Origin of the sequence: Maribacter chungangensis (assembly GCF_042676845.1) — a bacterium.
Lineage (GTDB): Bacteria > Bacteroidota > Bacteroidia > Flavobacteriales > Flavobacteriaceae > Maribacter > Maribacter chungangensis.
The window spans coordinates 614,902-629,877 of record NZ_JBHTHY010000014.1 but is presented as its reverse complement, the minus strand read 5'-3'; the positions used below and the strand labels follow the sequence as shown (position 1 = coordinate 629,877).

Sequence of the window (14,976 nt, the reverse complement as noted above, 5' to 3'; positions counted from 1 at the left end):
AACTCCAAGATATGACTTTTTAGGATTTTTGACCGTTAGATCGATTCATTTTATTGTGCCAAGGTCGTAGGCAGCTCAAACACCTTAAGCTTGAAATAGGGTAGCGCCGCAAAGAGATGGTCAAAAATATCGGCCATTACATATTCATAGTTTTCCCAACGCTTATCTGCGCTAAAGGCATAGATCTCTAACGGAATTCCCTGTGGGCTAGGCGGCAATTGGCGTACCATTAAGGTCATACCTTTATTGATGGCGGAATGGTTTTCCAGATATTCCGAAATGTATTTTCTGAAAACGCCCAAATTCGTCAGGTTCCTTCCGTTTATCGCTAAATCCTTGTTCGCATTGTTTTGGGTATTGTACTCTATAATTTGTTTATTTCTGGCGTTTAAATAGGGCGCTATCAATTGAATATTCTGTAGCGCAACGATATCGTCTTCCGAAAGAAAAGAAATGCTCTTTTGACTTATGATCAAGGCACGTTTAATACGTCTGCCTCCTGAATCCTGCATACCGCGCCAATTCTTAAAAGAGTCCGATATAAGTGCATAGGTAGGGATAGTAGTAATGGTTTTATCAAAATTCTGCACTTTTACGGTAGCTAATGTAATCTCTACTACGTCTCCATCTGCGCCGTATTTTTCAAACGTGATCCAATCACCTATGCGGACCATGTCATTGATGCTTACTTGTATACTGGCTACAAATCCTAAGATAGAATCCTTGAATAGCAATAAGATTATGGCCGAGCCGGCTCCTAAGGCGGTAAAGAATTTTAGAATGCTAACTTCTGTAACAATGGCGAATATGGTGAGTATACCTATGATCCACATAAATATCATAAAGACCTGGATGTAACTGTCCATAGGCTTGTCCCGGAACCTTGGTTTAGTTTTTAGGTAGCCGTTCGTACTTCGCAATACTTTTTTTACCACGGTAATAGCGAGGACTACAAACAGTACTTGAAGTATTTTTTCCGCAATCTTTGCGGCGTACTCAAAGTCTGCCAAGGCCAAGGGAACCAAATCGAACAATAATATTATGGGGAGTATATGTGCTACATAACGTGGTACTTTATGTGCCACAAGAAAATTATCAAAATTGGTCTTTGATTTTCTTGCTAATTTTATGGATAGGGAACGTAGTAATTTCCAAACAATGATATCCAGAATATAGGTAAGAACAAAAACCAGAAAGAGCAAAATACCCATATTTAGGTATTCAGCTACATTTTCGCTCATTCCTGTTTTTAACAAATAATCATACAGTATTCTGCTAGCTCCGTCTTTCATATAGTATTCTTACTGCAAATATACAGGAGTTAATTCTATTCCCAGAACCGTACAAATGATAGGGCAATACCATTTCTAAGTACCCGACAAAGATTACGGATTGGACCTTTAAAGAATGGTTTTGTCGTATTCCGGTCGTTCCTTTATGATAGTTTGCAAATCTGGTGTAATACTATCACTTCTTTTGGTGAACCTTAGTACCGCATAGCCTAGAATAGCTGAAACAAAAGACCCTATGAGAATTCCTATTTTGGCGGAGTCTATATACATTGGACTGTCCGCAAAGGCTAGACTACCTATAAAAATAGACATGGTAAACCCAATTCCCGCCAAGAAGGCCACACCAACGATATGTTGTGGTCTTAGGTCTTTCGGAATCTCTATTATCTTAAGTTTTTGCGCTATAAAAACTACTGCGGTTATCCCAAGGCCTTTGCCTAAGACGAGACAAACAACAAGGGTAACGATCATGGCAGTGTCCAAGGTTAGGTCTGCGGAAATAATAACGCCCGCGTTGGCCAGTGCAAAAAGCGGTATTATAAAGTAAGCGACCCAATCATGTAAACCATGCTCCAAGTGCTGTAGCGGAGACTGATACCTGTCTGTCCAATTTTCAAGATCATCTATATGTGCAATCTGTTCTCTGGATAAAATAGGGGTATCAAGTCGTTTTGCACCTTTGATTTTTTGAATAATTGCCTCAAGATTGTCTATAAAAGCATGTGTCTCTATTTTTTGTTGAATAGGTACGGAAAAGGCCAACAAGATTCCGGCCAGTGTAGGATGTATACCCGATTTTAAGAAAAGGGTCCAAACTATGGCTCCGAAGACCACGAGTAAAAACTTTGAAAAAAAACCGCGGTAAGACAGTGCATATAGAATGCCTAAGAGGACAAAAGCACTACCTAGCATGGTGAGGTCAATATTACTGCTATAGAAGATGGCTATGGCAAGTACCGCACCAATATCGTCTACAATGGCAAAGGCAGTTAAAAAAATCTTTAAGCTTAACGGTACACGGCTTCCTAACAGATTTAGAATGGCCAGGGAAAAGGCAATATCAGTTGCCATGGGTATTCCCCATCCCTTGAACGTCTCCGGATTTTCATTAAGAAAGACATAAAATAGTACGGGAATGGCCATACCACCGATAGCACCAACCAATGGGAACACCATTTTTTTTGCTGAGTTTAGTTCCCCGATCAACAGCTCTCTCTTTATTTCCAAACCTATGAGAAAGAAAAAAATGGCCATAAAACCATCGTTGATCCATAGAAGTAAAGGTTTTTTAAGTTCAAAATAGCTTGAGGTAATACCAATTTCGAACTGCCAAAGTGAACTATAGACCTCCCCCCACGGTGAGTTTGCCCAAACTAGTGCGATAATGGTGGTAACAAGTAACAGGATTCCACTAAAACTTTCAATTTTGACAAATTTTTGAAATGGAGTGAGTAGTATAGTTTTGATCATATAGTAAAATTATATAAAAGCGCTAGCTAGTTTTTTGTTTATCGTAATTGCTTTAGTCTATTATGCTAGGCAGATTCATAAACCACTACGCATAAAAGGCTCGGAACATAGGGGCTGCACCGTTTTCTAAAAAGGATGGGCATAGCAAAGAACAGATGCTCTTTGGATTAGGGATTAATTCTTCCTGCAAGGTCTTAAAATTGACATCCTTATATGAATGCTACCTACAATACCTGTCATTTTCCGGGGCTACTTATATGGTAATAATCGGTATTGCCATTGTCTCGGATTAATCCCGGTTTTGCAATATTTGAGAAAATATTTTTGATTTAATACTTCTGTATTTTTTTAGATGTGCCATGTAATTAGTTCTTGTTTTCTCATGGTTATAAAGATAAAAGGCATCGCACGCCGCTGTGTCACATTCTCTTGCATTTCTAATATTACCTTCGTAGCGGTATAACTCTCCCAAGCGCAATTGGTTTTCCCGTCTTATCTCATGTAAATTTTGATATAATTGGGCATTATTGATTATGCGGTCCTCTATATCTAACAGATATTCCAGTTCTTCATTAATGTATTCTAGGTCATCTGTCCAGTTTCCAATTTCTAATTGGTCTTTTTTGATCATGATCTTATCATCGGGCTCATGACTGTAAAATGGTCTTGTTGCGTTCATAATATCATGTTTACGTTTATTTGTATATTTTCCTGCGATACCTTTTCTATGGTAAGGTTCTGTTCCCCTGACGGAAACTCCCATACTAGGGAATCTCCTTCGGCATACCCCATAACCGCTGCACCCATTGGGGTTAACAATGATATTTTATTGTTCTTTACATCGCTTGATTTTGGCAGTACCAACTGAAATTTTTTGTGCCATCCGTTTTCTGAAACAATGGTAACTTCGGAATTGAAGCGAACCACGTCCGCAGGCATATCAACTTCGTCACAAATTTTTGCAGATTCAAGTTCTTTAACCAACTTGCCTACCGCTTTACGCAGTGTTATGTCTTGGTGGTAGCCAGATATGTTGAGCACACGCTTTAGAATAACATATTCTTTTTTTTCTATAATAAGATTGGTGTATTTCATAGGTATAATTTTTTTTAACGATTCCACTTACAAATAAGAAACGGGTTAAGTTTCTTCAAAAAAGGGAGGTTTAAAAAATGACATGGTCTTAGAGTGATTATCACTAAACCTTAGAAAGGACCCCAAGACCGTTTGTCATTTTTAAGGTTCGCTTTGCAATATCTATTTTTATTGGCACCGCCAAAGGGTATAATACCCCGAGGCTTGCCTCGAAATTAAAGGTTCGTTTCCTTTGAATGCCTCGCGGGCTTGCCCCGAGGTAGTTTACTAAAGTTGAGCCTCTTAAGTTTTTTTTGAAAGAAACCATTGGGCCAAGGTTTAATTTATGGGAAAATACCACGCTGAACATAGGTGTCTTCCAGTCTTTCTATGGCTATTATAAATGCAGCGGTACGCATGTCTACATTTCTGGTTGTAGCTGTTTCCATAACCTTTAAAAAAGATTCTTTCATTTTCTTTTCCAGCTTTGTCAACACTTCGTCCAACTGCCAAATTTCTCCATTACGGTTCTGTAGCCATTCAAAGTAACTACCGATAACACCACCGGCATTGCAAAGGATGTCCGGAATGATGTCTACTCCTTTTTTAAGCAGAATTTCTTCAGCTTCTACATCTGTTGGGCCATTTGCACCTTCTGCGATCAGATTCGCTTTTATACTACCGGCGTTTTTTTTCGTTATTTGATTTCCCAAGGCTGCAGGGATGCAAATATCACAGTCCAGGGCATAGAAATCCGAATTGTCCAACGGTGTTGCGCCGGCATAACCCACTATACTGCCTTTGTTGGCCTTTGTGTATTCCAATAAATTCTCTACCGAAATCCCCGTCTCAAAGTAAATACTGCCATAGGCATCTTGAACGCCGGTTAGTAGGGCACCCTCTTTCTCAAGAAAATGAGCTGCCCAGTAGCCCACATTTCCAAAGCCTTGAACGATGAATTTTTTATCTTTAAGGCTAACTCCATTAGCTTCTGCCCAAAATTTAATGGTTAGGAACACTCCATAACCCGTAGCGCGATCCCTACCTTGAGAGCCTCCGGCACCAATAGGTTTACCAGTAACCACATGGGAATTCTTAGAGCGTTCATTTGGGGATTTGGTAGACATATAGGTGTCTAGAATCCAGGCCATGGTCTGTGGATTCGTATTCACATCGGGTGCGGGAATATCTAGTTCCGGGCCTATGTTATCTCCTAGCGCATAGGTGAACCTTCTTGTAATCCGTTCTAATTCCGATGGTGAGTACTTTATTGGATTTAATTGTATACCACCTTTTGCGCCGCCATAGGGAAGACCGGCCAACGAGGTTTTCCAGGTCATCCACATTGCCAATGCCCGCGCGGCATCGATATCCACGGTTGGGTGGTACCTTAAACCACCTTTATATGGCCCTAGGGCGTTATTGTGCTGTACGCGGTATCCGGTAAAAATTTCTACCTCGCCGTTATCCATACGAACTGGAAAATGTACTACCAATTCGTTATTGGTTACCTCGAGTATTTTTCTAATGTTGTCATTCAAATGAATGATGTCTGCCGCATGGTCAAACTGGCGCATTACATTATCCAACATGCCCTGCTTTCGCTTCTTTTTTACCGTTGCTATTTTTGTAGTCATATATTTGATTTAAAATATTTGTTCGATACGCTAAAACTAGATAATCTGAAGTGATTTCGATAAACTCTTTGAAAAAAGCTTTGTAAATTCTACCCAAGCCATACAGCTTTCTCATCAGGAACTTATAACGTCCTTATTGATAGGGGACAATGCGTAGAATCTAGGTCTTTTTAGTAATTGCTGTTCGTGCGTTTTACATTGTGCTGTGAGTTATGTTCGCTTGGATACCTGATCCTCTGTGGAGGGTACCATTTTTTTTACTGGATAAAAGATGAGCGCCATCATGGCTATTCCTATGACGATCATAAAACCCAGTTCCAATCTTGACATGAGTACGTTCATATCCAAAGATTTGTTTGAAAGTTCTGTTAATTGTTCACTTTCTTCAAGTTGAATTTTGGCAAGTCCGTGAAGCTGCTGTTCCATTACATTAATAGCGGCCAGTACCGCTATTTTTTTGGGTTCGGTAATAGCGGTATTGGATAGGTCCTTCTCCAAGGATAAAAATTCTTCAAAACTCGCAGTTAGTTCAAGAAGTAGGTTGTATTCTTTTGATGTTAATTCTGTTTTTCTAAATTGAGCAAGAATGCTTTCTAACTGTTCATTTTCTATACCGTGTACCGAAGGGTTTGTTTTGTCCAGACTGTACCGTAATTCTTTTTTGTGGAAAATAGTGCTGGCTTCATAAATTAGATTCTGTACTACTACACGGTCTTTATAAACTGAGTTGACCGTATTTTGAATGGTGGAGAAATGTCTTTTGTCCAAACGGTTGGAACCCAGAACCAAAAGAAATGCGATGGCTAGGATCAAGCCTACCGAAATACGTTGTAAAACTGTAAGTTTTGTAAACATTATCTATTTTTTAAGGTTCTCTATAATTTTATTTTACTAAATTATACGAATTGTGTTTAAAAAAAAATCCACCCGGCTATTGTCTTTGATTTGAGCAAAACAAAACGGAAATAGACCAGGTGGATCACATCAACCAAAACTACTATTTCGCCTGTAGTTCTCCAGACGTAATAGCTTCATTAAAGCTTACGGATACGAATGTATGGCTTCCGAAAAAACGGCCGCCGTCTTGTCGTTTAATAGTTATTAGTGTAGTTCCGTCCTTTTTTTCTTCAACCGAGGTTACCACAACGCTCTTTCCTTTTGCATGATTATAATTGGCAACCCCACCTTTCTTAATAATGAAATTCGCACGCGGAAAACTGATGTATTGATAAGTGCCGGTTTCGGACTTTCCTATTTCATAAATATCCCCTACTTGCACCTCTTGTTGGGGCTCATTGTTATTGCCGTGGACATTTTGCATACCCATGGCAAAAATTAGAATTAAAAAAAATCTAAACATAGCTGTATTATTTTTTATCGACTTCAGACATTGTACTATCCAATACTTCTTTTGACAACGATCGGTTATTTCTATTTTTACGGGGCTCTACCTTTTCTATTTTTAAGGACATACTGCTTCCGGGTAGGCCGTATTTAATAACATCACCTTGAGATAGCCCAATGATAGAGGCGCCTAAGGTACTCATAACAGATGTTTTGTTCCTTCTAATGTTTTCTTCTGATGGAGCCACTAAAATAAACATCTCTTGCCATTGGGAATTGCATGTTACGGTAATGGACGAATACAACCGGGCAACATCCGACGGTACATGCTCTTCATCCACTATCATGGCTTCCGACATTAATTTTTCTAGTGTATCCAAAGTGTTTTTATGTGCATAGTCCTGGTATGTATGATTTAGTTTCAGGTACTGTTTTATTAACTTGAATTCATTTTTTTCCAGTATTAGTTTTCCGTATTTCATCTGTTTCCGATAACTGGTTCCTAACTTTGTTTTGCGTTTTCCTACAGGCAAAATCTGTTCCTATAAACTGGAGTATTAGGCTAAATCGGCGTAAATCTTTTAAAATCAAGTAATTAAAATATCAATAAATATAGTATAGTATTTTATTAACTGGGGAAATTTTCCTCGATCGAGGAAAATTTCCCCAGTACACTACAATAACCGGAAACTTGTTCCGGGCTACTTTGGGCTAGGTTCAAGTTAACTTATCCCTTAATGTTTTACGGTCTATCTTAAGTATTTCCGCAGCTTTTGTCTTATTACCTTGGGTATGTAATAAAACTCGTTTTATGTATTCTTTTTCCATTTCCCTAAGGGGAAGTAGTTCTGTGTCCGGAAAATCTATTTTGAATTTTAAAAAGTCCGGAAGGTCCTTTACTTCAATCATGCCATCGCACATAATTACCGCCCGTTGGATTATATTCTCCAACTCCCTTATGTTTCCCGGCCAGTTGTAGCGTTGCAAGATTAGAATGGCTTCTGGGGATATTCGTAAAAGACGGTCTTTATACTCAACACCATATTTTCTTAAGAACTTTTCTACTAACAGCGGTATATCGTTTTTACGTTCCCTAAGGGGAGGCACAAGTATTTCTACTACGGTTAACCTATAGTAAAGATCTTCCCTAAAGGAATTGTTTTTGATATCTTCCAAGAGATCGGCATTTGTGGCAGCTATAATTCGTAGATCCACTTTTTCTACTTTTCTAGAGCCTATCCTGGTAATTTCTTTTTCTTGTAAAGCGCGCAATAATTTTGTTTGCACGGCCAGGGAAGCCGATCCAATCTCGTCCAAGAACAACGTGCCGCCCTGTGCAGCTTGGAAAAACCCGTTTCTGTTTTCGTTTGCTCCTGTAAATGCACCCTTTAGATAGCCAAAGAGTTCCGCTTCTTGCAAATTCTCCGGTATGGCTCCGCAGTTTACGGCAATGAAAGGGGCACGTGAATATTTGCCGGAATAATGTATGGCCCTTGCTACCAGTTCCTTTCCTGTGCCACTTTCCCCGGTTATGAGTACGGTAGCCTTGTTGTCCTTTACCCTATCAATTATCGTTATAACCTTATGAAAAGGTTTAGAGGTACCGACCATATCCCCATATAAGACTTTAGGGGTTTTTTGTCCTGGTTCGATTTTAGATACTTTACTTTTTTCAAATGCTTTAGTAACGGCCTCCCTTAGCTCTTCTTTGGTAAATGGCTTGGTCAAGTAATCTATTGCACCCGATTTTATGACTTCTAAAGTGCCGCTTTTCGAGGGGTAGCCGGTGACCATAAGTTTCGGCATTTTTGGGTAGTGTTCGTTGGTGAATTTAAGCAACTGTAGACCGTCTACCTCGGGCATTTGGATATCCGTAATCAATAAATCTATAAAGGTGTCCTTTAGTATAAAAAGTGCTTCCTTTACCGATACGGCCTTGTAGGTATGATAATCCATGGATTGCAGATGCCGTTGCAGGAGTTCTAAAATATTGACATCATCATCAACAAGAAGGATGTTTTCTTTCCGTAGGGCCATACTCACAATTTAGGGAAATCTATCGTAAAAATAGTGCCTTTTGGGGTATTGGGTCTATGTGTTATCTTGCCTTTATGGCTATCGATAATGCCATGCACCGCACTAAGCCCTAGCCCCGAACCTTCTCCTATGGGTTTTGTAGTAAAAAATGGCTCAAAAACTTTGTCCTCGTCTTTAGGGGCTATACCTTTTCCTTCGTCATAAATACATATTTGGATGGTTTTTGTTTGTTCGGTCAGAACCACTTCTATTTTTCCACCTTTTGGAGAATAGTAAATTGCGTTCATAATCAGATTAAAAAGTACTTGGGTCAATTGTACCGAGTCTGCACGTAACAATATATTAGGATGGCTGAACGACGTTTTAAGCTGTATGTTTTTATCGTTTAAGGAGGGAGAAAGTAGTTTTAAGGCGTTTTCAACCAAGGTATTGAGCTGTATTTTATCCATCTTATGTGGCATTTCACAAGCAAAGAACATTAGCTTTTTTACAATTTCGCGACTAAAGACCGCATTTTCAATAATTTTTTCAAGATCTCTATAGTTTTCTTTGTTTTTTACTTTGTCCTTCAATAATTCGGCAAAACCTAGAATATTGGCCAAGGGTGTGTTTAGTTCATGTGCTATCCCTGCTGTGATTTCCCCTAGTATATGTAAGCGATCCGCACGCTCCACTTGTCTTTTTGCCGCCATTTCGCTATCCCGTATCTGTTTACGTTCCATTAGATTGCCAATGGCAAGGCTAACATTATGCAATAAAGTACGTTCTTCTTCAAGAAAGTCTACCTCTGAATAGCGGTCGGCCGGATATCCGATTTTTATTAGGCCATCTACTCTGTTGAATACCTTGATGTCTACCTGTAGGAAAATCATCTCGGAACTGTAATTTTTGGTCCTCGATTCATAGTCGGCCACCTGTAAATAGACTTCAGTATCATTTTCAAATTGCCAGGCCCTTTTTAGACAGTACACAATAGCTTCTAGAGACGTTTGCAGTTCATCGTAATCGGAATTTACGATAATCGATGTTACCTCGTATAAACAAGTAAGTTCTTTTACCCGTTCTTTTAATTTAGCTTCTGCCGTTGTCATTATTATTAGGGAGTAAGTTAAAGGCCAAAAAGATGCGCCAGTATTTTTAAATATAGCGAAAATTTATGGGTGTAACCGGATTTATGAGATTGGAAATGCTTCTGTAAACCTAGCTTTTTGTAAGTCTTTTACCTAATGCTTCCAAGGAAACCCCTTTTGTTTCAGGCATCTTGGTCAAGGCCCATACAAGCTGTAGCACCATCATACCTCCAAAGAAATAATAAATGTACCATACAGCGTTTCTCAGGACTCCCTCCGTAGCATCCAAGAAAAACGGAGTGATCAATGTGATTATTGCGGCAAAAATCCAGTGTACGCTTACGCCCCAAGACTGCCCGTATGCGCGAACACTGTTCGGATATATTTCTGAAATGAAGACCCAGATAACGGCACCTTGTCCTATAGCATGGGAGGCTACAAAGGTGCAGATAAATATAAGGGTCAATGTGGAGCCGAGTTGCATCTGAAAACATAGGCCCACCATTACTAGACTTATTATATACCCTAAAGAACCAATGATAATAAGTTGTCGCCTGCCTAGATTGTCCAGTAAACGAACACCTATTATGGTGAACAGTAAATTAACGATACCAATGGAAATGGAGTTGAAGAGGGATTCCTTGCCACCTAGTCCTGCTTGCTCCAGAATCTCCGGTGCGTAATAGAGGACAAAGTTAATTCCTGATAACTGATTAAAGAAGGCGATGAAAAAACCTAGCCAAAGGATTCTGGAATATTTTTTTTGAAACAGATTTTCACTTTCTTTGGAGTGGTTTAAATCCAATTTTATTTCCAGTAACTGTTCGTTCGCTTTTTCTTTGGTATGTATAATTTCCAGCACCTTCAATGCCGCCGTATCATCCTTCTTATGAAGGGACAGCCACCTAGGACTGTTGGGTACTTTTAGAACCATAAGCGTATAGATAAAGGCTGGTATAGCTTCTACGCCAAGCATCCAACGCCAATCGTTTGCGCCATCAAAACCCTTTAACAGCCAGTTGGACACAAAGGCTATCATAATTCCGAATACCAACCAAAATTGATATAGTCCGCCCATTTTGCCCCGATTTTCCTTTGATGTGATTTCCGAAATGTATATTGGAGCAGCAACGGAAGATACCCCCACTCCAAAACCACCGATAAATCTAAAAAACGAAAACGAATAGGGGTCTTGTGCCAAGGCGGAGCCAATGGCCGAAACGAAGAAGAGTATGCCGATCCAAAACAGGGTCTTCTTACGTCCAATTTTTTTGGTAGGAATGCCTCCAAATAGTGACCCGAATACGGTACCCCAAAGGGCCATACTCATTATAAATGTACCGTGAAACAAAGGAGAGGTGTCCCATAACTGTTTTATAGGTTCGTTTGCTCCGCTTATAACTACAGTATCAAAGCCAAACAAAAAGCCCGCAAGGGCTACGGTAATGGACCAAATTACGATTTTGTTCATACGTAAAGTTTTAACAGTTTCTAAATATAACAAAACAAAAGTTTAACGCACCTCCCATTTAGGATAAGTATCTTTGAAGCAGGTTTAATAGGGGTTAATTAAAGAATTTATATGAAAGAGAAGGTAGCATATATTACAGGTGGAACTAAGGGAATAGGCTTTGGTATTGCAAAACGTTTATTAGAGGCAGGTATGAAGGTGGCCGTGAGCGGAAGAACTCAAGACACTGTAGATAGAGCATTGAAAGAGCTAAACGATGATAAGGTCATTGGCATAGTGTCCGACGTTTCCTGTTTAAAGGATGAAGTAGCAGCGGTAAAGCGTATTCTTGAGAGTTGGGGACAACTTGATGTCGTTGTGGCGAACGCAGGACTAGGACATTTCGCCCCAATTGACGAACTGTCCGAGGACGACTGGCACCAAATGGTAAACGTGAATCTTAACGGTGTTTTCCATACCTTAAAAGCATCAGTGGAAGCATTAAAACGAACAAATGGTTATTATATGACCATAGCAAGTTTGGCCGGCACCAATTTTTTTGCATCGGGTGCAGGATATAATGCCACAAAGTTTGGTGTTGTGGGCTTTACACAAGCCGCAATGTTGGATTTACGGAAATATGGGATAAAAGTAACCACTATAATGCCAGGTTCCGTAGCTACACATTTTAATAATAACGAACCCGATGATACGGATGCATGGAAAATACAGCCAGAGGATATTGGTGCGTTGGTTGTGGATTTATTGCAAATGAACCCTAGAACGTTGCCCAGTAAGATCGAGGTAAGACCCACACGTCCCGATAAGAAATAGTTACTTATACCTCTTTTTCTAGAAAGGGTTGGTCCTGGTTGTGTATTTCCAGTATCAGTTCATGTAGTACTGCTTCAAATTTAAAAAGTACTTCAGTATCTATAAGGGTGTTTTTGGGGCCGCGTGGGGCTTCTTTTAGCGCAAAAAGAAGGGTGCCTTCATTTAAGTTTTTGAGCGAGATGATACCTGCTTCCATAGGTTGGTTCGGTTGCTTTTTTGCGTACATATAAGCATAGCAAAGTAGTTGAAATGCCTTACTGTATTTATAGTCATGAATTAGGTTTTCCCAAGACATGATTTCTACATGGTTACGTTCTACCCTACCGGTTTTATAGTCGATGATTCGCGTGGTGCCGTCTATTTCATCTATACGGTCCAATTTTCCCTTTAGCGTTACGGGATGGTCTATTCCTTTAATATGTAAGGTAATGTTCATGGATTGTTCCAACGCAATTATTTTTACGGAACGTTGTTCTAACTCCTTTAGTTCTATGTCTATAAAATTGGAAATATACTTCTTGATTACATGAAAGGACAAATAGTTTTTGCCAGTACCAATATCGCCGTCCATGTAGGTTTTTAGAAAGTTGCGGTGTATGGTTTCGTTAAGTTTGGTTTTAGCGTGAATAAGATTTTCTTTGGATAGTACAGTGCCTACGTACGGTGTGTATAATTCTTCCAAAGCGTCATGAACTATGGTGCCAAAGGTGTTGGCTGCTATGGTCTCTTCTACGGCAACGGTGTCCTTGATGCCCAATAGGTTTTGTTTATAAAAGTCTACCGGATTTCTGATATAGTTGCTTAATGAACTAGGGGAGAAGCCTTCGTTAGCATACTCCACAATGGTATGCATCAAAGATTCGGATTTTGAAATGGAGTCAAGGATACCAACGATAGGTTGTAACTGGGGAGAGGCTATTTTTTCGATAATGTTATCTCGGTTTTCTTCTGTAAGTAGCTGTGTGATCAATCTACTTTTCTCTCCGCCCTCCAAAACGTCCGGCTCGGTGTTGTATAGGATATAGATATTTTTTGCTCTTTGTAGTAAACGATAGAAGTGATACGTATACACCGCATCTTTCTCCTTGTACGTAGGTAGTTTGTGCGCTATTTTTAAATCGAACGGAATAAAGGAGTTGTTCGATTTTCCGGAAGGGAGGATACCTTCGTTTACAGATGTAAGTAATACAGTTTCAAAATCCAGGTTTCTGCTTTCCAGCATGCCCATAAGCTGCAAACCTTCTAGTGGGTCTCCTTGAAAATCCAGCGTTTCTTTGGACAATAGTTGTTTAAAGAGGTTCTTAAGTGCTTTGAGGTTGGTAATATAGTCGTAGGTAGCTGCAAGCTGGTCTATTTGTGAGAATAAGGTGTGAAACTTATAGAGCTGTTCCAATATCAAGTTGTTCTTCTCTGCTATAAATGTTTCCTTTAAAACTGTAACTAGCCCGTTACATTTTTCGAGAAAGTGTTTGGGACTATTGCTCTCTTTGGAAAATAATAAAGGTATTACGGGTTGGCTAGTTCCAATTATGTTTTCAATTTCTTTAAGGGTTATATATGTCCAATTTCTGGTCTTTATGGTTACTAGAATAGTGGTAGAATCAATATTGTAGTGGTTTAGTAGGGCGTTACAAAATGGATGGGTAATAAATGTTATAAAGTCTTTATAAAACCAGCCTTTGTTGTTGGTCTGCTCATGTAGGTCAAAATATCCGAGAAATAGACCTGCTAAGGGCGTAAGCTCCAATTTTTGTCCCATGGTAATATTTACAGCGGGTATGGAGTCCGGAATGGAATTTAGCAAGGGCGTAAGTAATGCTTCATCACCCAAAATAAGGGCCGTATCCTTTAAGGATTTGGGATTGCACTGTTGTAATTGATACAAGAGGTTTCCGGTATACTTTGCTTGGGACACTGTTTTTGGAACACCTATGATCTCTATATGTTTATGTTCACCGTAATAGTTGCTGGTGCCCTTTAGTTCGGTGTCTTTAAGATAAGGCCATTTTTCGCGGTGCTGGCGAATGAAAAGTCCTGCATCATGAATTTTGTCATCAAGGAAATACGGATCAATATCCCAATATATTTCTGACGGTGTTGATTGTAATAAGGCTTGAATGATGCGGCTTTCCGCTTCATTAAGCGCATTGAACCCTAGAAATACGTGTGCGGTACCATATTGTAGTATGTATTGATTTATATTTTCGGAAGCCTGTCTGTACACCAAACCTTGGTGACCTTTATCTTGGTTTAATAAATTACTATTGAACTTTTGGTACAGAGGGAGAATGTTTTGCCAAAAGCTAAGGTAGTTTTTAATCAGCGTTGTTTTTTCGGGATCGGTGGACCAATGGTTGATTTCCTGTATTGCGGATAAATTGGAGAAAAGTTCTTCTGCATTGACAAGATAGCGATCTACTTCATTGAAGTCCTGCAATAGTGTTTCTCCCCAGCTTAAAAACGTGTCAAAAGTTTCTTTCTCATAGTTACCGGTTTGAAGATATGCGCTATAAAGTTCGAATAGTTGTTCTGTAGCGGTTGCGTAGGATAGACCGGAAATTTTTTCGATAAATTCTTCAATACTATAAACAACAGGCGCGAACATTGTCTTGCCAGCTTTTATCGATATACCCTCCTTTATAAAAGTTCCTGCACGTTTGCTTGGGAGTATAAAGATAACATCCGTTATTGATTCGTGTTTTTCCCAGACCTTATCTATTACTTCATTAATAAAAGTTCGCATGGGGTAAAAATAGAAAAAGCTCCGC

At 39.4% G+C, this 14,976-nt stretch carries 13 protein-coding genes; 1 reads left to right on the top strand and 12 read right to left on the bottom strand.

Features of this window, described 5'->3' with window-relative positions; genetic code table 11:
• Positions 1-50 precede the first annotated feature (50 nt).
• From ACFQZJ_RS17000 to ACFQZJ_RS16950, 11 genes are all read right to left on the bottom strand, one after another.
• Positions 51-1,292, bottom strand: coding sequence for a mechanosensitive ion channel family protein (locus tag ACFQZJ_RS17000; RefSeq protein ID WP_379936081.1), 1,242 nt, complete (start codon positions 1,290-1,292; stop codon positions 51-53).
• A 108-nt stretch (positions 1,293-1,400) separates the two neighbouring features.
• Positions 1,401-2,762 carry a Na+/H+ antiporter NhaA gene (gene nhaA / locus ACFQZJ_RS16995; RefSeq protein WP_379936080.1) on the bottom strand — a complete coding sequence of 454 codons (1,362 nt, stop codon included), beginning with the start codon at positions 2,760-2,762 and terminating at the stop codon, positions 1,401-1,403.
• A 289-nt stretch (positions 2,763-3,051) separates the two neighbouring features.
• Positions 3,052-3,441 carry a hypothetical protein gene (locus tag ACFQZJ_RS16990; RefSeq protein WP_379936079.1) on the bottom strand — a complete coding sequence of 130 codons (390 nt, stop codon included), beginning with the start codon at positions 3,439-3,441 and terminating at the stop codon, positions 3,052-3,054.
• The gene (locus tag ACFQZJ_RS16985) at positions 3,438-3,857 is read right to left on the bottom strand and encodes a GreA/GreB family elongation factor (RefSeq protein ID WP_379936077.1); all 420 of its coding nucleotides are present in this window, start codon (positions 3,855-3,857) and stop codon (positions 3,438-3,440) included. The genes ACFQZJ_RS16990 and ACFQZJ_RS16985 overlap by 4 nt, the downstream gene beginning before the upstream one ends.
• A 323-nt stretch (positions 3,858-4,180) precedes the next feature.
• Complete coding sequence (locus ACFQZJ_RS16980) at positions 4,181-5,473, bottom strand: Glu/Leu/Phe/Val family dehydrogenase (protein ID WP_379936076.1); 1,293 nt, start codon at positions 5,471-5,473, stop codon at positions 4,181-4,183.
• A 210-nt stretch (positions 5,474-5,683) separates the two neighbouring features.
• Positions 5,684-6,328 (bottom strand): hypothetical protein, encoded by a 645-nt coding sequence (locus ACFQZJ_RS16975; RefSeq protein ID WP_379936075.1) that lies wholly within the window; start codon positions 6,326-6,328, stop codon positions 5,684-5,686.
• Positions 6,329-6,470: 142 nt separating this feature from the next.
• Entirely contained in the window at positions 6,471-6,833 is a 363-nt protein-coding gene (locus ACFQZJ_RS16970) for a hypothetical protein (protein WP_379936074.1), read from the bottom strand.
• A gap of 7 nt (positions 6,834-6,840) precedes the next feature.
• Positions 6,841-7,299 carry a GreA/GreB family elongation factor gene (locus tag ACFQZJ_RS16965; protein WP_379936073.1) on the bottom strand — a complete coding sequence of 153 codons (459 nt, stop codon included), beginning with the start codon at positions 7,297-7,299 and terminating at the stop codon, positions 6,841-6,843.
• A 235-nt stretch (positions 7,300-7,534) separates the two neighbouring features.
• Complete coding sequence (locus ACFQZJ_RS16960) at positions 7,535-8,854, bottom strand: sigma-54-dependent transcriptional regulator (protein ID WP_379936072.1); 1,320 nt, start codon at positions 8,852-8,854, stop codon at positions 7,535-7,537.
• Between the two features lie 2 nt (positions 8,855-8,856).
• Positions 8,857-9,945: a sensor histidine kinase gene (locus tag ACFQZJ_RS16955; protein ID WP_379936070.1), complete on the bottom strand. Its 1,089-nt coding sequence runs from the start codon at positions 9,943-9,945 to the stop codon at positions 8,857-8,859.
• A gap of 109 nt (positions 9,946-10,054) precedes the next feature.
• Positions 10,055-11,428 (bottom strand): sugar porter family MFS transporter, encoded by a 1,374-nt coding sequence (locus ACFQZJ_RS16950; RefSeq protein ID WP_379936069.1) that lies wholly within the window; start codon positions 11,426-11,428, stop codon positions 10,055-10,057.
• 78 nt (positions 11,429-11,506) lie between these two features.
• On the opposite strand from ACFQZJ_RS16950, the gene ACFQZJ_RS16945 reads away from it, so the two are divergent.
• Entirely contained in the window at positions 11,507-12,208 is a 702-nt protein-coding gene (locus tag ACFQZJ_RS16945) for an SDR family oxidoreductase (protein WP_379936068.1), read from the top strand.
• A 4-nt stretch (positions 12,209-12,212) separates the two neighbouring features.
• On the opposite strand, the gene ACFQZJ_RS16940 is transcribed toward ACFQZJ_RS16945, so the two are convergent.
• Positions 12,213-14,951, bottom strand: a complete 2,739-nt coding sequence (locus ACFQZJ_RS16940; protein ID WP_379936067.1) for a PD-(D/E)XK nuclease family protein — start codon at positions 14,949-14,951, stop codon at positions 12,213-12,215.
• Between the last annotated feature and the right edge of the window lie 25 nt (positions 14,952-14,976).